Below are 17,164 nucleotides of genomic sequence, written 5' to 3'. Positions count from 1 at the left end.
AGTTCGCACCCGAGTTTCCGGCCGGGCCCGCAATTCAGCCGACGATCGGCTCCGCGTGCGCCTCGGCGTACCCGGCCGCGGCGAGCCGGTCGAGGGCGCGTTCCGGGACGGCGGTGTCCTCGAGCGTCCGCACCTCGGTGATCTTCCCCCACTTGATCCGCAGGAACTGGTGCACCACGTTCTCGTACGCCGACCCGTCGACCACCGTGACGTGCACGGTGACCGCGGTCGCGACCTGGGTGTTCCACGGCGGGCCGGCGACGACGACGTCCTGGACGTCGAACGTGGTGCCCGGGAGCAGCCGGTGGCAGCGATCCCACCAGCGCCGCAGCGCCTCGTGGGTGTGCCGCTCACCGCCGAGCGCGTGCTCACCGTAGAACCGGTAGCTGAACGACGGCGCCATGCCGGACACCATCGCGTCCGAGTTGCCCGCACTGATCTGCGCGAACGTGCCGCGCACCTTCCGCGCCACGATCCGGTGGTAGATGCCCATGACGGCAGCCTAGGAGTAGTGAGTTCAATAACGCAACTGACTAGACTGCGGACATGCGGAACACCAGCTTCGCCTCGATGCACTGCTCGCTCGCTCAGTCTCTGGAGCTGATCGGCGACTGGTGGACACCGCTCGTGCTGCGGGACCTGTACCTCGGTCTGAACCGCTTCGACCAGTTCGTCACCGACCTCGGGATCTCCCGCAATCTCCTGACCGACCGCCTCGCCACCCTGACCGAGGGCGGGCTGGTACGACGCACGCCGTACCAGCAGAATCCGGTGCGCTACAGCTATGAGCTGACCGAAGCGGGGCGGGAGCTCGTACCGATCTTGATGGCGCTGACGGCGTGGGGCGATCGCTGGGCGACTCCCCCGGCCGGCCAGCCGATCCGGTTCACGCACACGACCTGCGGCAACATCACGACGCCGTCGGTGTGCTGCTCGCAGTGCGGCGAGGCGCTGCGGATGGACGACGTCGCGCCGTCTCCCGGACCGGGCGGCCGAACGGCACCCGGTACGGCGTTGATCGCGAGTGTGCTAGGACTCGAGCCGAAGGCGTAGCAGGTCGGCGAGCGGCATCGACTCGCCGTCGCGCGCACCCTGACCGACGACGAGCGGCGGGTCGGACGGCAGCACGTTCACCCCGGCGACGCGCGACTTCAGACTCGCCGGTACGCCGAGGATGTAGAAGTTGCCGTCCACGTCGACGGCGAGCGAACGGTTGCGGCGCAGGTACCACCCGGTGAGGTTGGTGCGGTAGCTGGCGCTGGAACCGATGACCTGCGCGCGCAGCGGCTCGGGCTCGACCCCACGCTCCTTCAGCGTCGCGATGAACCCCGTCAGCAGCTCACGGGCCTGCGCGGTCTCGGAAGCCTTCTTCCGCTCCAGGGCAGCCGCATGCTCGGCCGCGGCCGCCCGTCGTTCATCGCGCCAGCTCGTCACACCGTCACTCTATTTGTTAGTCGACGCAGAGGCAGAACGGGTGGCCGGCCGGGTCGAGGAAGACGCGGAACGACGTACCCGGCTGGTGTTCGGGTTTGGTGGCACCGATCGCCAGTACCTCGGACTCGGCCTCGTCGAGGTCGCGGACCATCACGTCGAGGTGGAGTTGCTGCGGCACGTCCTGGGTCGGCCAGGTCGGTGTCTTGTAGTTCGCGACCTGCTGGAAGCAGATGCAGTTGCTGCCGTCCTCGGGGCGGATCTCGGCCCACCCGTCGTCGGTCTTCACCTTCCAGCCGAGCAGCTCACCGTAGAACTGCCCGAGCTGGGCCGCGTCCGGACAGTCGAGGACGAAACTGGGGTACATCGCGATAGCCATGGATCGCACCTTACTGAGCATTCCGGACGTTCCGCGTCCGTTACTCAGACAGAACTCCCGGCGCGGCCGGCCAGGGTCAGCCAGGCGCGGTCGAGACCGGAGGCGATGCAGCCGGCTACGACGGTTTCGGAACCGAGCACACTCGCCTTCACCTCAGGCAGCACCGGCGCGAGCTGACGCAACTGCCGGGTGACCGCCTCCAGAAAGCCAGGCGCCTGCCCGATCCCGCCACCCAGGACCACTAGGTCGGGATCCACGACCGTGATCACCGTGCACACCGCCTTGGCGACGAGCAGTGCTTCCTCGGCGACGACCGCCGCGGCCAGGGCGTCGCCCCGAGCCGCGGCCGCGAACACCTTCTCCGCCGTCGAAGCCCCACGGACCCCGGCTCGGCGCGCCGCCCGGACCACCGCTGCCGCGGACGCCGACGCGTCGAAACCACCGCGTTTGCGAGCGTCCCGCGGATCACTCCCGCTACCTTCCGTGAACGGCAGGTAGCCGATCTCACCCGCCACTCCGTGCGAACCGTGCCGGAGCTTGCCGTCCAGGACCAGGCCCATGCCGATACCGGTCCCGACCGAGACGAAGGCGAAGCTGTCGACGTCGCGGCCATGTCCGTGCACCCGCTCCGCGAGCGCGGCGGCGTCGACGTCGTTCTCGATCATCAGCGTCGGGCCGAACTGATCGCGCAGCGCCGCGAGCGTCGCGGGCGAATCCCAGCCGGACAGCCGCCCGGTCAGCGTCAGCGCATCGAGCCGCGGATCGTAGACGCCCGGGCTGCCGAGCACGGTCTGGGTCAGTTGCGTGACCTCGATACCGGCTTCAGTCGCGAGCGTCGCGGCCAGGACCGCCAACTCCTGGATCCGCGCCATCGCGTCCCCCGCCTTGGTCCGCACACTCAACCGCGCCCGCACCGTGCCGGCGAGGTCCGCGATCGCACCCCGGAGAAACTCCCGCCCGACATCAAGTCCGAGGACGTACCCCGCCTCCGGGCGCACCTCGTACAGACTCGCCGCCGGGCCGGGTACGCCGGTGCGCTGGCCGGTAACGTGCACGAGACCGGTCCGCTCCAGCGAGCTCAGCGCGGCCGACACTGTCGGCTTCGACAGTCCGGTCAGACCGGCGAGCTCGGTCCGCGAGAGAGGCCCGGAGCTGCGGATGTGGTCGAGCAGGACCTGCTCGTTGATCTCGCGGATCAGCTGTGGGCGCGCTGCGGCAGCACCACCGGCGACAACCGTCACGTCGACCCCCTTCTCGCTAACAACTCGGCCACCAAGTCGGAGTTAAGCCTTGTGGGCCGCGTGGTTGTTAAGTTAGTTTCCAATCGATTCTATTGGTCGGCACGAGGAGGTGCCACCCCGTGATTCCAGCGCCGGTCGTCCTCGGACTCGACTTCGGTGGGACGAAGATCGCCCTGGCTGTCGGTGACCTCGCCGGCCGCCGTCTGGGCGACCGCACCATCGACAGCCGGGTGGACAGCCACGACGGGTCCGGCGGTGCCGCGGCGGCACTGGCCCGCGGCTTGACCGCGGCCCACGAACTACTCGCTGATGTCGCCCCCGGCCAGCAGCTCGCCGGTGTCGGCGCGGCTACTCTCGGCATCCCGTACGACGACCGCGTCGAACTGGCCCCGACCTTTCCCGGCTGGGGCGAACTGCCCTTCGGGCGACTCGTGCGGGACGCCTTCCCCGGCGTACCCGTGCGGCTGGCCACCGACGTGAAGGCGGCCGCGGCGGCCGAGCTGCGCTGGGGCGCGCTGGCCGGCTGCGACCCGGGCCTCTACCTGAACCTCGGCACCGGTCTCGCGATCGGGATCGTTGCCGGCGGCACCGTGATCACCGGGGCGCACGGCGCCTCCGGCGAGATCGGCTACAACCTGCGCTCACCCGCCGACGTGTACGTCGACGAGGGCGGGCGCACGATCCTGGAGCACGTCGTCAGCGGCCAGGCGCTCGAGACCACCGGGACCACCCGGCTCGGGCGACCGGTCACGGCCGCCGACGTCTTCACGATGGCGCGGACCGACCGGGACGCCGCCGTCCTCACCGACGAGTTCGTCCGGGAACTGGCGATGCATCTCGCCAACCTGACCATCGCCGTCGATCCGGAACGGATCGTCGTCGGCGGTGGCCTGGTGCGTTCCTGGGACCAGATCGAGACCGGTCTGCGACGCGCCCTCGCCGCGGCCGTTCCGTTTCCGCCGGAGTTGTCGGTGGCGCGCTTTCCTTCGGACGCACCGCTGATCGGGGCGCTCGCTCTCGGCGTCGAGGCGGCCGGTGCCGCCCTCGGCGAAGAGGCATTCGCATGAGCAGGATTACCAGGAGCGAAAGGCAGAGACGATGAGGGGCATCACACGCATCGGTGTCGCCGCGATCGCGGTCGGCACACTGGCCGCGGGCTGCGGCAGTGGCGACAAGCCGATCGGGAACGCGGGATCGTCCAGCCCGTCGTCCACGACGAGCGCCAGTGGCGGTAGCGGCAACGGGCAGTACAAGAAGGGCGGCACCGTCACGATCGCCAACGTCGGCGGGCAGACCTGGCCGTGCCAGTTCAACCCGTTCAACCCGGCGGTCAACCAGGAGGCTCTCGGTTTCGTGTACGAGCCGCTGACCTTTGTGAACGTGCTGAAGAGCGGCGCCACCACGCCGATGCTGGCCACCGGCTTCAGCTGGTCGCCGGCGAAGGACTCGATCGTCTTCACCATCCGCGACGGTGTGAAGTGGAGCGACGGGCAGCCGTTCACCGCCGACGACGTCGTCTACACCTTCAACCGGATGAAGGAGCAGCCGGCGCTCGACCTGTACTCCTTGTGGACCGGCGCCGGCCTGAGCAGTGTCACGGCCGCCGGCAACAAGGTGACGCTGAAGTTCAAGGCCGCGGCCGAGCCGTACTTCTTCAACTTCGCCAACCAGGTCGGCATCGTGCCCAAGCACATCTGGTCCACCGGTGAGGCGGCCACCAAGCCGGCCACCTGGGCGGACCCGAAGCCGGTCGGCACCGGGCCGTTCACCGTCGAGTCCTGCTCCAGCAACAACATCACGTACACCGCGAACCCGACGTACTGGCAGCCGGGCAAGCCGTACGTCGAGAAGGTGCAGTACCCGGCGTACCTGGACAACAACCCGGCGAACCTCGACCTGGCCAGCGGCAAGGCGCAGTGGGGTGGTCAGTACATCCCGAACATCGACAACTTCTACAAGGCGAAGGCGCCGGAGAACAACTACTGGTTCCCGCCGACCGCGAACGTCGCGATCGTCGCGAACAACGACCCGTCCCGCCCGGCGACCAGCAAGCTGGCGGTCCGGCAGGCGATCGCCTACGCACTCGACCGCGAGCAGGTCTCGAAGATCGGTGAGAGCGGCTACCAGCCCGCGGCGAACCAGAGCGGTGTCGTGACGCCGACGTTCGACAAGTACTACGACAAGGACGCGGTGGCCGCGGCCGGCTACGACAAGCCGAACATGGACAAGGCCAAGCAGCTCCTGCAGAGCGCCGGGTACTCCGACTCGAACCCGCTGAAGCTGAACATCATCACGGTCACCGGCTACACCGACTGGGACGCGTCGCTGGCGGTCGTCAAGCAGCAACTGGCCAAGGTCGGCATCGAGCTGACCATCCAGGACCTGCAGCAGCAGTCGTACAACCAGAAGCTGTACACCGGCGACTACGACCTCGCGTACTCCAGCCAGGCCGGCGGCCCGACGCCGTACTACGAGTTGCGGCAGCTGCTGTACTCGAAGAACAGCGCCCCGATCGGCAAGCAGGCGAGCTCCAACTACTCGCGCTACATGAACCCGGCGGTGGACAAGCTGTTCGACCAGTACGCCGCCGCGGACCCGGACACGCAGGTCAAGCTGGTCAAGCAGATCTCGTCGTACATGATCAAGGACGTGCCGGTCATCCCGACCACCGAGTCGGTCGACTGGTACCAATACAACACCAAGGACCTGCAGGGCTGGCCGACGCAGGACAATCCCTACGCCCAGCCCGCGCCGTACAACATCCCCGACGTGGGACAGGTCCTGACCAGTCTGTACTCGAAGTCCGCCCAGAAATAGGCCCAGAAGTAAGGAATCTCGCGTGAGCACGAGGAGCTGGTGGTTGTGCGATACCTGATCCGACGGCTCGGGTTCTTCGTGCTCACGTTGTGGGCGGCGATGACGCTCAACTTCTTCATCCCGCGGATGATGCCGGGCAGCCCGGAGGACGCGCTGCGCGCGCGGTTGAGCAAGGGCGGTTCGGTCGTCACGGAGGAGCAGTTGCGCACCGTGCTGGCCGAGTTCGGGTTCGACCCGGGCAAGAACCTGATGCTGCAGTACCTGGAGTACCTGAAGTCGATGGTCAGCGGTCACTGGGGCGTGTCGATCGGCAGCAGCCTCGGCGTACCGGTGACGTCGCTGATCGGTGCCGCGTTGCCGTGGACGCTCGGCCTGGTCGGGATCACCACGATCCTGGCGTTCGCCCTCGGCACGCTGATCGGCACCATCTCCGGCTGGCGCCGCGGCGGGCTGATCGACGGCGTCGTACCGCCGGTGTTCATCGTCACCTCGGCGCTGCCGTACTTCTGGGTGGCGCTGCTGCTGATCTCGACGTTCGCGATCGGCAGCAACCCGGTGCTGCCGAACGACTTCAACTACGACCAGGGCCTGACGCCGGGATTCACCGGTGAGTTCGTGCTGAGCGTGCTCAAGCACGGGATCCTGCCGGCCGCGACGATCCTGATCACCGCGGTCGGTGGCTGGATCCTGACCATGCGGAACAACATGATCACCACGCTCGCCGAGGACTACGTACGGATGGCCCGCGCGAAGGGCATCCCGAACCGCAGGATCATGTTCGGGTACGCCGGGCGGAACGCGTTCCTGCCGAACCTGTCCGGTTTCGCGATGTCGCTCGGCTTCGTCATCTCCGGCACGATCCTGGTCGAGTACGTGTTCAACTACCCGGGTCTGGGTTACATGTTCTACAACGCGACGGTGAGCACCGACTACCCGTTGCTCCAGGCCCTGTTCCTGCTCGTGACGCTGGCGGTGCTGATCTGTGTCCTGCTCTGCGACATCGCGGTGTTCCTGCTCGACCCGCGCGCCCGGACGAAGGGGTAGCTGCCGATGAGTGCGATTGTTGCCGGCACCGCCGCGCCTACCACCGCCTCGACCCGCCGCCCGCGCGGTGGCCTCTTCCGAGCCGCTCTGCGCAACCGCAAGGCCATGGTCGGTGCGGCTCTGCTGCTGCTGTTCATCCTGCTCGCCGCGTTCCCGCATCTGTTCGTGCCCTGGCTGCACGGCGATCCCCGCGCGATCGGCGATACCCCGTTGGCGAAACCGTCCGGCGCCCACTGGCTCGGCACGACCGGCCTCGGCCAGGACGTGTACGCCGAACTCGTCTACAGCACCCGTGAGTCCCTCGTCATCGCGATCGTCGCCGGTCTCGGCGCGACGATCCTGTCGGTGATCATCGGCGTCTCGGCCGCCTATCTCGGCGGATTCGCCGACGACGGGTTGTCGATGCTGACCGACATCTTCCTGGTCCTCCCGACGTTCCCGCTGATCATCGTGCTGGCGACGTACGCCGGCAAGGGCAACCTGACCGTGATCATCATCGTGCTGATCCTCACCGGCTGGTCGTACGGCGCCCGGCAGATGCGGGCGCAGGCACTGTCGCTGCGGAACCGGGACTTCCTCGAGTCGGCGCGGGTGCGGGGCGAGCGACGCTCGTACATCATCGTCGTCGAGGTGCTGCCGACGATGATCTCGCTGATCGTCGCGAACTTCCTCGGCGCCGCGCTGTACTCCGTGCTCACCGCGGCCGGACTGCAGTTCCTCGGGCTCGGCGACCCCAACTCACTGAGCTGGGGCACGATGCTCTACTGGGCGCAGAACCAGGGCGCCCTGGTGAACGGCCTGCCCGCGTGGGCGCTCTCGCCGGGTCTGGCGGTCGCGCTGCTCGGTGTGTCCTTCGCCCTGCTCAACTACGCGTTCGACGAGATCAGCAACCCCGCACTGCGGCCGGTTCGGAGGCGACGTGCCAAAGCCACTTCTTGAGGTTCAGGACCTCACGGTCGAGTACGACACCGGATCCCGTCCGGTCGTCGCGGTCGACCACGTGGATCTCGACGTCCACGCCGGTGAGTTCGTCGGCGTGGTCGGCGAGTCCGGCTGCGGCAAGTCGACGCTGCTGTTCGCGATCGCGCAACTGCTCACCTCACCGGCCGCGATCACCGGCGGCAGCGTGACGTTCCAGGGCCAGAACCTGGTGACGATGAACGAGCGGAAGCTGTCCGCGCTGCGCTGGCGGGACTTCTCGGTCGTGATGCAGAGCGCGATGAACGCGCTGAACCCGGTGAAGAGCATCGGCGCACAGTTCAAGGACACGATCATGGCGCACGACGAGGCGGTCGACGAGAACCGTCCGGCCGAGGTACTGCGCCTCGTCGGCATCGACCCGATTCACCTGCGCAGTTACCCGCACCAGCTGAGCGGCGGCATGCGGCAGCGGGCGATGATCGCGATGGCGCTGCTGTTCACCCCGGACCTGATCATCATGGACGAGCCGACGTCCGCGCTCGACGTGGTCGCGCAGCGGTCGCTGATGGTGCAGATCAAGGAGTTGCAGCGCAAGCTCGGCTTCGCGGTCATCTTCGTCACGCACGACATGTCGCTGGTCAGTCACTTCTCCGACAAGCTGGTGGTGATGTACGCCGGTCAGGTGGTGGAGTTCGGTGCCACTCGGGCGGTGTTCGACCATCCGGAGCACCCGTACAGCGCCGGGCTGCTGGACGCGTTCCCGTCGATCCGCGGGCCGAAGGTGCCGCTGACCGGGATCCCGGGCAGCCCGCCGAACCTTGCCGATCCGCCGAGTGGCTGCCGGTTCCAGCCGCGCTGCCCGAAGGCGTTCGAGGACTGCCCGAAGATCGCACCGGAGCTGTACTCGGTCGGCGCCGTCGAAGCGCGCTGTCTGTTGCACGCACCATCGCTGGAATCCGCCCGGGAGGTGTCATGACGAGCGTCGACGCCGAGCAGACCGAGGCCACACCGGCCAGCACACCGTTGCTCGAGGCAAAGGAGCTGACCCGGCACTTCCGGGTCGGGCGCGGGTTGTCGCGGCAGTTGCTGCACGCGGTCGACGAGGTGAACTTCACCATCGGTCAGCAGGAGATCGTCGCGCTGGCGGGTGAGAGCGGGAGCGGCAAGAGCACGATCGCACGGCTGCTGGCGGGCGTGTACAAGCCGACGAGCGGCGAGATCTACTACCAGGGCCGGGCACTGTCGACCTACCGGTCCCGGAAGGATCAGCTCGCATACCGGGCCGACGTACCGATGGTGTTCCAGGATCCGTTCAGCTCGCTGAACCCGGCGTTCCGGGTGTCGCACGGGATCTTGCGCAGCCTCAAGCTGCACCGGCCGGAGATCAACCGGCAGCAGCGGTACGCCGAGGCCGAGCGGGTCGCCGAGGCGGTCGGGCTGTCACCGGCCGGGGACATCATGAACCGGTTCCCGTACGAGCTGAGTGGTGGCCAGCGGCAACGGATCGGGTTCGCGCAGGCGCTCGCCCACAAACCGAAACTGATCCTCGCCGACGAGCCGGTGTCGATGCTCGACGTGTCGATCCGGATCGGCCTGCTGAACCTGATGGCCGAGCTGCGCGGCAAGGAAGGGGTGTCGTTCCTCTACATCACCCACGACATCGCGAGCGCCCGCTACGTCGCCGACCGCCTGATGATCATGTACGCCGGCCACGTCGTCGAGACCGGCCCCACGGAGTCGGTCCTCCAGAACCCGAAACACCCCTACACGGACCTGCTGCTCGGCGCGGTTCCCGACCCGCGGGCTCCCCTCTCGACCGGCATCGAAGGCGACACCGGCGAGCCCCCGAAGGTCATCGACCCCACCCCCGGCTGCCGCTTCCGCTGGCGCTGCCCGCTCGCAGTCGACAAGTGCCACGAGGTCACCCCACTCCTCCGCCCGATGGGCGACAACCACCAGGCCGCCTGCCACGTCGCCGAGCCCGACCCGACCTAAGACACCTCGTGGTGACTGGAGACTACCTATAGCAGGTCTCCAGTCACCGGTGCGGGTCTCAGCCTCAGGTGAGAGTGATCTGCAGGGCGCCGGCTGGGGTGATCGCGGCTGGGCGGGTGAGGGTGACTACGGCTCGGTTGCCGGTGGCAACTACGGTGGCAGGGACCGAGGCGCTTCCGATGCGAGCCTTGACCTGGTGTGCGGGGCGTGCGGTTTCGAAGGACAGCGTGGTCAGGGACGCCTGGCCGTAGCGGATGTCGATGGTGGCTGTGAGGGTGGTTGGGGTTCGGCGTTGGGTGTAGAGACCCCAGCCTTCGGCGGTGGTGAAGGCGGAGCGGAAGTTTTCTGGGTGGATGCGTGGGGCGAAACCGAGGTGGCCCTTGGGGCCGTGGTACTCGTAGCCGCAGGCTGCGAGGTAGACGCCGAAGCCCATCATGGCGCGTGCGTAGTGGTCGCTGGCCTCGATCTCGTTGTAGGGATTGCGTTTCGTCGCCGAGTAGCGCTCGTACATCGCCCGCGTGACCGCGAGGCCCTCCGACGTCATGCCCTCCGAGAACAGGTGCGCGGCGAACTGGTACTCCTGACCGGTCCACACCTCGTTGAAGTACATCAGGCCGCGGGTCTCGTCCGACCCGCCGTGCGGCCAGGTCGCCATGATCACGCCGCTCTCGCCCTCGGTGGTGTAGACCCGGCCCACCCCGATCCCCGGCGGCCGGTACGTTCCCGGCTCGACCCGGAAGTTCGACTCGTACAGCCGTGACAGCGCCGTCCGCGCCTGGTCCGCGGGAAACACCCGGGGCAGCCCGAGCTGAGCGGCGTACGTCTGGCCGTACATCTGGTCGACGAACAATCCCCGGTTGCTGTTCTCCGCCGTCGGATGCGCCGGATCGACCTTCTGCACGTAGTACCCGTACTCGTCGTTCCACAGCTTCCCCGACAGGTACGCCGACCCTCGGTCGGCGATCGCCGCGTACCGGGACGCGCTCGCGGTATCCCCCACCTCACCGGCCATCGCGGCGGCCGCTCGCAGAGACGCGACGTACAAGCCACTGATCCACGGAACCTCGCCGAACCATTCGGTGTCGAGCGTGTTCCACTGGCTGCCGCGGAAGATCCCGTCCTCGTCTTTGCCGTCCCGCTGCGTCACCAGGAACTCGACAGCGGTCCGCACCCGGGGCCAGACGCGGCGCAGGAACGTCGCGTCCTTGCTCATCTGGTGCTCGCGGTAGATCCGCAGGATCGTCCCGGTCTGCCCGTCGGCGAACGAGCTCGACGCATCGCCCGACTCGCCACGGTTCCCGATCTCGCCGGTCGGCCGGAACGCGATCCCGAGGTCGACGCGTTCGCGGGTGTCGCGTTCCAGGTCGGGGAACAGCCGGCCGATCGCCTGCGCGTAGTTCCACACGTGCTCGCAGGTGCCGGCGCAGCAGTACGTGCCTTCCCACGCGTAGAAACGGCCGTCGTCCCAGCGATAGCACGTACTGGTGGCGATCGTGGACGCGGTCGCGAGCGTGCGTTCGAGGAACCAGTGCGGCAGTGACGAGTCGTCGTACCACGTCTTCACCCAGGTTCTCGTGTCGCGCTCGAGGCGGTCGACGTGCTTGCCGACGTACTCGACGACTTCGCGGGCGGACGCGAACCGGCTCGCGTAGTGGCGGCGGAACGTCGAGGCGCCGACGAGCTCGGAGAAGAGCTCGCGTTCCGGGTTCGGGAAGAACCACCCGTAGGCGAAGCGGATCGTCCTGGACTCCCCCGGCGCCAGCGTGACGCTGACCGCGACGGTCCCGGCCTGCGGACCGTCGGAGTCCACCGGACCGGCGACCGAGTCGAAGAGCTGGGCAGTGCTGTCCCACTTCGCGATCGACGGCCGGGCGACCGCGCCCGGTGCGAGCGCGGCCAGCGCGAACGTGCCGCCGTCCGGCCGCTCGGCCACGGGCTGCCGCCGGATCGGGCGGTCACTGAACAGGATCCGGTCGACGTTGACGTGGCCCCAGCCGCCGGTGTTGCTGTCGACGATCTGGATGTGCGCGGTCCGCCCGGCGTACTTCCCGACATCCATCGACACAGCATTCAGCGGCTCGACGTCGGTACCCGCCGTGCTCGCCACAACCTGACCGTCGACCACCACGTTCAGACAGGTCTCCGCCTTGTGGTGCCCGCCACCGACCCACGCCGTCACGAAGCGGCGCTCGATGACGAAGTCCCGGCTCGTCAACGACCCGGTGTACCGATCCGGATCGCCGGTGCCACGGAAGTTGTACGACGTGACGAACCGCCCGCTCACGTTCAGCTCGGTCCGGACCCCGAACGGCCGCCGGAACCCGTCCGGCGTCTCGGCCGCGGTCACCGGCCCGGCCCCGAACGCCTCACCGGCCACTGTCCAGCCGTCGTACGTCGTCTTGTCCCAGTTCTCGAACACGATGTCCGGGCGGTCGGTGAACACGATCGCGTCGCAGCTGATGTGTCCCCACGCACCCGTGGTCGCGTCGACGATCTCGATCCGCGCGGTGCGGCCCTGGTAATCGCCGACGTCCAGCATTTGCGCGACCAGCGGTTCGCTCTCGTCACCTGTCGCCGACGCGACGACCTTGCCGTCGACCACCACGTTGACGCCGGCCTGGCGTCCGCCGCTCACCCCGACCGCGACGTACCGGCGCTCGATGGTGAACTCGCGGCTTGTCAGCTTCCCGGTCGCGCCGTCGTTGCCGCCACCCCGGAAGTCGTACGACGTGACGTATCGCGTCCCCGACACGTTCAGGTCCCCGAAGCGCTTCATCAGGTTCGGTACGTCGAGCGGCCGCACGGGACCCGGCCCGAACGCGTCGCCGGTCACCGTCCAACCGTCGTACGTGTCCTTCTCCCAGTCCTCGAACAGAATGTCGCCCTGCTCGGCCGCCAGGTCGTCGACCGCGCCGAACTGGATCCCGCTCGAGAAGCTCCGCGCCTGCAACGTGGTGGGTTGGCGATCGCGGCTGTCGATGCAGACCGGGTTCTCGGCGTACCCGAGCAGTGTCGCGTGCACCGCCGCGGCGGACGTGTTCCGCAGCGTGAACGCCATGATCGTCGTCGGCAGCGTGGAGTCCAGCGTGGCGAGCGGGATGAACGGCGAGAAGGCGTCCAACTCGACCGCGACCGGGCTGGCGGAATCGGCGTACGAGACCTGGCCGATCGGATACGTGCCGGTGAACCGGACGTCGCGGAAGCCGGCCGCGTCGACGGTCCGCGTCGTCGCCCGGCCGCGCGTGGTGGTCCGCAGCGCGAAGCCCTGACCGAACTGGGACGCGCCCGGCTGGTCGGCCGAGAGCGGATCCGCGTAGTTGTGCCCGGAGAAGTCCGCGCCACCGAGCGGGAACGACGACGGGTTGAAGATGTCCCACGCCCACAGGCGTCCGTCGCCGGCGAGGTACACCTGGCCCGTCGTACCGCCGCCGACCGGCATCCCGATCTTGGGCAGCGCGGCGCCGCTGTACGTCGTCGGCTTGCCGCGGTCGAAGAGCACACTCGGGTCCGGAGCCGGCGGTGCGGCGAACGCGGCGACGGCTTGGCCCGGGACGGCCAGCGCACCGGCGGCACCGGCCCCGAGGGCGATGAAGGTACGGCGACTCAGATGGGCCCGGGGACAGTCACCGGCACAGGAACGGTTCGCACAGCCGGGCGGAAGATCGCTGGCGGTCATTCGGTTCTCCTGACGGGCGGTGTGTGGGAGAAATCGATTTCCGACACCGTAGTCAGGACCCGCGCGTAGGTCAACGGGTCCCGTCGAGTGGTCTATTGTTCGACGCGTGTCAAACAATGTCGTAGGGTGAGTTCCATGCCCGTCGAACACCGCCGGTCCGTCGTCGCCCTGGCCCTGATCGCCTCGTTCATGGTCTTCGTCGACAGCACGATCGTGAACGTCACCTTGGCCGAACTCGGCACCCATTTGCACGCGTCGCGGGCCGAGCTCGAGTGGTCCTTGAACGCCTACACGCTGTCGTTCGCTGCACTGATGCTCGGCGCCGGAGCGATCGCGGACACCCTCGGCGCGAAGCGGGCCTTCCTCACCGGGCTCGTCGTCTTCACGCTGTCGTCGGCTGTCTGCGCGGCGGCCGGCTCGATGCTGATGCTCAACCTGGCCCGGCTCGTCCAGGGTGCGGGCTCCGCGCTGCTGCTGCCGAGCGCGCTCGTCCTCGCAACCGCCTCGGCCACCGACGAGCAAACGCGGCACCGCCTGGTCAGTTGGTGGGCGGCGGCCGGCGGCGCCGGCATGGCGGCCGGTCCGTTGCTCGGTGGCGGTCTGGTGGCGCTCGCGAACTGGCGGGCCGTCTTCGCGGTCAACGTGGTGATCGGTATCCCGGCCGCGATCTGGGCGCTGCGCTCGATGCCGGCCGTCGTACGCCGTGGTCGTCGGCTCGATGTCGGCGGAATGGTCGCCGCCACGGCTTTCATCGGCGGTCTCGTGTTCGCCCTGATCGAGGCGCCGTCCCGTGGCTGGCTCGATCCAGCGATCCTCACGGCGGGCGCGTTGACCGTCGTCGGTCTGGTGGGCTTCGTCCTGGTCGAGCGCTCCGTCCGCGGCCCGCTGCTGCCTCCAAGGCTGTACGCCGATCGCGGGTTCGCGGCCGCCGCGCTGCAGGGCAGCCTGCTGAACTTCGCCTTCTACGGCGTGCTGTTCTCGATGAGCCTGTTGCTCCAGCAGGGTCGCGGCCTCAGCGCACTCGTGACCGGATTGCTGTTCCTGCCGCTGACCGGCCTGATCTCGATCGCCAACCTCTGCTCCGCGCCCCTGACCCGCCGGCTCGGCCGCCCGACCGTGCTCGCCCTCGGCCAGGCCGTCCTCACCATCGGACTGCTCGCGCTCGCCTGGGCCAGTACGGCGTCCGCAGTCTGGCCGATGGTCCTCGCGCTGCTCCCGATCGGCTTCAGCTCCGGAATCCTCGTACCGACCATGACCGCGCAGTCCATCGCCGCCGTCGAGCCCGACCTGCACGGCGCGGCGTCGGCAGCGTTCAACACCTCCCGCCAGATCGGCGGCGCGATCGGTGTGGCGACGTTCGGCCCGCTGCTCGGCACCGCCCACAACCTGAGCACTGGCTTCGTCACCTGCGCGATCGTGGCCGCCGCGGCCAGCGTCGCCGGTCTCTGCGTGACCGCCCTCGGCCGCCGCGCGCCCGTCCTCGTACCCTCGGCGGCCTGCGACTCGTGATGCGGGTAGCTTGTCTGCGGGTCACCGGCCGGGGCTTGAAGAATTCGCTCGTACGAGCTGCAATCGACCAACCGGGGCCGGATGCAACCAATCGGGGGACTCGGAGCGTCTAGTTCTCGGAAGGGTGGTGGGGGCGGGTGGGTGCGCGGCCGGCGAGGCGGTGGGGGACGACCGTCGCGCTGACGCTTGTCTGCGTCCTGGTCTGTGGTGTGGCCTTCGCGGGCGCCGTCTTCGTGCTGATGCCCGGCGCCCGCGACCGCAGTACGCCGGTCGCCGCGAGCGGATCGCCGACGCCCAGCACACCCCGCCCGAACACGCAGCCCGCCGCGACCCCGAGCGTGCCGTCGTCGACCGACGAGCCGCTGCCGGGTGTCGACACCCCGGCCACTCCCCCGCCGTCGACGCCGGTCGCGAACACCGGGACGTACGAGTGCCCCGGCTTCAGCGGGATCGACTCCAAGGTCCCGGTGTCGATGCTGATGAACGACACCTTCCTCTGGGGCGACGACCCGGCGTACAAGGTGGGGAACGGCAAGGGCGACATCAACTGGCGCTCGAACCCGTACCAGAAGCCCAGCTGGTACATGTGGCTGCACTCGTTGCGCTGGCTCGGCCAAGGCATCGCCGCCGGGCAGCGCGGCGACCGCAAGACGCTGAACCACGTGCTGGCGATCATCCACGACTGGGTGCAGGACAACCCGTACTCGTGGAAGGGCGACGTTGGCGCCTGGGAAGCGACCATGCACCGCACGAACGTGCTGCTGTGTACGCGGCAGGCGGTGCTCACCGGGATGCACGTCCGCACGCTGCCGACGCAGTACGCCTGGCTCGACAAGGCGCTCGTCGACCATGCGCAGTTCATGATCGCGAACTGGAGCGGCTCGTCGAACCACGGGACGGACGAGAGCATCGCGATGTTCGGCGTCGGCTGCACGCTCAAGCGGCCGGAGCTGAAGAAGCTGGCGGTCGACCGATTGACCCAGGCGATCACGATCGCGATCGACCCGCAGGGGTCGACGAACGAGCAGTCGGTCGGGTACGCGATGTTCAACTACCTGCTCTGGGGTCGCGCGACCACCGCCCTGCAGCGCTGCGGGTCGGATCCGGGCCAGGTGATCTCGCGGCGCCGGGCCGCGCTGTCCGAGTGGCTCGCGCTCGCGACCAAGTCGACCGGTGAGCTGCAGCAGGTCGGGGACGCCGTACGGCAGAAGCCGACCGGGGCCGTCGGTACGTCGCTGGACTACGTCGCCTCGCTCGGGAAGCAGGGCAAGGCGCCGGCGAAGCGAGTCGCGGTGTTCGACGCCGGGTACGTCTTCGGGCGGACCGGATGGGGCCAGACGCGACCGTTCGCGAACGAGTCGACGTACAGCATCAGGTACGGCGTAGCGCGGCGGCTGCACGGGCACGACGACCACATGTCGATCACCTACTCCTCGCACGGGCGGGACGTCCTGATCGACCCGGGGCACTCGGGGTACCAGCTCGACAAGTGGCAGGCCTGGTCGAAGAGTCAGGCCGCGCACAACGTGATGACGATCCCGTCGGCGCAGACGGCTTCCGTCGAGACCCGGCTGGTGCGCGCCGCGATCACGCCGACCTGGGAGTCGTACTCCCTCGAGGACTCGCCGGCGCCGGAGGTGACCCGGAAGCGGGACGTGCTGGTGCTGAAGGACCCCGACCTGATCATCACGCTGGACCGCGGCCAGTCGACGAGCAGCCAGCGGTACGAGACCCTGTGGCATCTGGCGCCGGACCAGAAGGTCACCGTCCAGTCCCCCACCACCGCGATCGCGAGCAAGCCGGGTGACAAGACCAAGACCCACCTGCTGCAGATCCCGTACCAGCAGCAGCCGCCCGCTGACGGCATCACGGTCGTCCAGGGTCAGCAGGACCCGGTCCAGGGCTGGTACTACCCGGACATCTTCCACCGGCAGCCCGCTCCGGTCGTGAAGTTCAACCGCAACGGCACCAGCGCCAGCATCCTGTCCGCTGTCGTCCCTGCCGGCGCCACCGAACCGGTCTCCTTCACCACGCGCACCGTCGGCACGATGTTCTTCGTCGACCTCACCGTCGGAGCCCGCAAAACCACCATCCGGGTCCTCCCCGACGGCCGCCTCACCCGCATCAGCTGACCCCTCGTCACAGGGGGCC

At 68.6% G+C, this 17,164-nt stretch carries 14 protein-coding genes; 9 read left to right on the top strand and 5 right to left on the bottom strand.

Features of this window, described 5'->3' with window-relative positions:
- Window positions 1-34: 34 nt before the first annotated feature.
- Window positions 35-493 (bottom strand): nuclear transport factor 2 family protein, encoded by a 459-nt coding sequence (locus AC0662_RS03860; RefSeq protein WP_478298319.1) that lies wholly within the window; start codon window positions 491-493, stop codon window positions 35-37.
- Window positions 494-546: 53 nt separating this feature from the next.
- Between AC0662_RS03860 and AC0662_RS03855 the strand changes: the two genes are divergently transcribed.
- On the top strand, window positions 547-1,053 hold the full coding sequence (locus AC0662_RS03855) for a winged helix-turn-helix transcriptional regulator (protein WP_478298317.1): 507 nt from the start codon (window positions 547-549) through the stop codon (window positions 1,051-1,053).
- On the opposite strand, the gene AC0662_RS03850 is transcribed toward AC0662_RS03855, so the two are convergent.
- From AC0662_RS03850 to AC0662_RS03840, 3 genes are read right to left on the bottom strand one after another with little or no spacing between them, the layout of a single operon-like run.
- Window positions 1,030-1,434, bottom strand: coding sequence for a hypothetical protein (locus tag AC0662_RS03850; RefSeq protein ID WP_452198891.1), 405 nt, complete (start codon window positions 1,432-1,434; stop codon window positions 1,030-1,032). The two genes, AC0662_RS03855 and AC0662_RS03850, sit on opposite strands and share 24 nt — an antisense overlap.
- A gap of 16 nt (window positions 1,435-1,450) precedes the next feature.
- Window positions 1,451-1,810 (bottom strand): VOC family protein, encoded by a 360-nt coding sequence (locus tag AC0662_RS03845; RefSeq protein ID WP_452198889.1) that lies wholly within the window; start codon window positions 1,808-1,810, stop codon window positions 1,451-1,453.
- A 44-nt stretch (window positions 1,811-1,854) separates the two neighbouring features.
- Window positions 1,855-3,051 (bottom strand): ROK family transcriptional regulator, encoded by a 1,197-nt coding sequence (locus AC0662_RS03840; RefSeq protein ID WP_452198887.1) that lies wholly within the window; start codon window positions 3,049-3,051, stop codon window positions 1,855-1,857.
- A 119-nt stretch (window positions 3,052-3,170) separates the two neighbouring features.
- On the opposite strand from AC0662_RS03840, the gene AC0662_RS03835 reads away from it, so the two are divergent.
- Genes AC0662_RS03835 through AC0662_RS03810 form a run of 6 tightly spaced genes read left to right on the top strand, consistent with a single transcriptional unit; the run spans window position 3,171 to window position 9,828 of the window.
- Window positions 3,171-4,118, top strand: coding sequence for an ROK family protein (locus tag AC0662_RS03835; protein WP_478298314.1), 948 nt, complete (start codon window positions 3,171-3,173; stop codon window positions 4,116-4,118).
- Window positions 4,119-4,149: 31 nt separating this feature from the next.
- Entirely contained in the window at window positions 4,150-5,868 is a 1,719-nt protein-coding gene (locus tag AC0662_RS03830; protein ID WP_478298312.1) for an ABC transporter substrate-binding protein, read from the top strand.
- Between the two features lie 45 nt (window positions 5,869-5,913).
- Window positions 5,914-6,912, top strand: a complete 999-nt coding sequence (locus tag AC0662_RS03825; protein WP_452198881.1) for an ABC transporter permease — start codon at window positions 5,914-5,916, stop codon at window positions 6,910-6,912.
- Window positions 6,913-6,918: 6 nt separating this feature from the next.
- On the top strand, window positions 6,919-7,851 hold the full coding sequence (locus AC0662_RS03820; protein WP_478298310.1) for an ABC transporter permease: 933 nt from the start codon (window positions 6,919-6,921) through the stop codon (window positions 7,849-7,851).
- The gene (locus tag AC0662_RS03815; RefSeq protein WP_452198877.1) at window positions 7,832-8,809 is read left to right on the top strand and encodes an ABC transporter ATP-binding protein; all 978 of its coding nucleotides are present in this window, start codon (window positions 7,832-7,834) and stop codon (window positions 8,807-8,809) included. Before AC0662_RS03820 ends, AC0662_RS03815 begins: the two co-directional genes overlap by 20 nt.
- Window positions 8,806-9,828: an ABC transporter ATP-binding protein gene (locus AC0662_RS03810; RefSeq protein WP_452198876.1), complete on the top strand. Its 1,023-nt coding sequence runs from the start codon at window positions 8,806-8,808 to the stop codon at window positions 9,826-9,828. The genes AC0662_RS03815 and AC0662_RS03810 overlap by 4 nt, the downstream gene beginning before the upstream one ends.
- Before the next feature lie 64 nt (window positions 9,829-9,892).
- Here AC0662_RS03810 and AC0662_RS03805 read toward each other — a convergent pair whose 3' ends face one another.
- Window positions 9,893-13,504 carry a GH116 family glycosyl hydrolase gene (locus AC0662_RS03805; protein ID WP_478298307.1) on the bottom strand — a complete coding sequence of 1,204 codons (3,612 nt, stop codon included), beginning with the start codon at window positions 13,502-13,504 and terminating at the stop codon, window positions 9,893-9,895.
- Between the two features lie 135 nt (window positions 13,505-13,639).
- Here AC0662_RS03805 and AC0662_RS03800 point away from each other — a divergent pair, with 135 nt between their 5' ends.
- Both AC0662_RS03800 and AC0662_RS03795 read left to right on the top strand, forming a co-directional pair.
- Window positions 13,640-15,013 (top strand): MFS transporter, encoded by a 1,374-nt coding sequence (locus AC0662_RS03800; RefSeq protein WP_452198873.1) that lies wholly within the window; start codon window positions 13,640-13,642, stop codon window positions 15,011-15,013.
- A gap of 137 nt (window positions 15,014-15,150) precedes the next feature.
- Window positions 15,151-17,145, top strand: a complete 1,995-nt coding sequence (locus tag AC0662_RS03795; RefSeq protein WP_478298304.1) for a heparinase II/III domain-containing protein — start codon at window positions 15,151-15,153, stop codon at window positions 17,143-17,145.
- The last annotated feature ends 19 nt before the right edge of the window (window positions 17,146-17,164 follow it).

The sequence above is a fragment of the Kribbella sp. NPDC043289 genome, from assembly GCF_056436705.1.
This window is presented reverse-complemented; position numbering and strand designations above follow the sequence as displayed.

Coding starts and splice junctions, on each gene's coding strand:
- AC0662_RS03860 (WP_478298319.1), bottom strand. CDS start 493: ATGGGCATCTACCACCGGATCGTGGCGCGGAAGGTGCGCGGCACGTTC.
- AC0662_RS03855 (WP_478298317.1), top strand. CDS start 547: ATGCGGAACACCAGCTTCGCCTCGATGCACTGCTCGCTCGCTCAGTCT.
- AC0662_RS03845 (WP_452198889.1), bottom strand. CDS start 1,810: ATGGCTATCGCGATGTACCCCAGTTTCGTCCTCGACTGTCCGGACGCG.
- AC0662_RS03830 (WP_478298312.1), top strand. CDS start 4,150: ATGAGGGGCATCACACGCATCGGTGTCGCCGCGATCGCGGTCGGCACA.
- AC0662_RS03820 (WP_478298310.1), top strand. CDS start 6,919: ATGAGTGCGATTGTTGCCGGCACCGCCGCGCCTACCACCGCCTCGACC.
- AC0662_RS03810 (WP_452198876.1), top strand. CDS start 8,806: ATGACGAGCGTCGACGCCGAGCAGACCGAGGCCACACCGGCCAGCACA.
- AC0662_RS03805 (WP_478298307.1), bottom strand. CDS start 13,504: ATGACCGCCAGCGATCTTCCGCCCGGCTGTGCGAACCGTTCCTGTGCC.
- AC0662_RS03800 (WP_452198873.1), top strand. CDS start 13,640: ATGCCCGTCGAACACCGCCGGTCCGTCGTCGCCCTGGCCCTGATCGCC.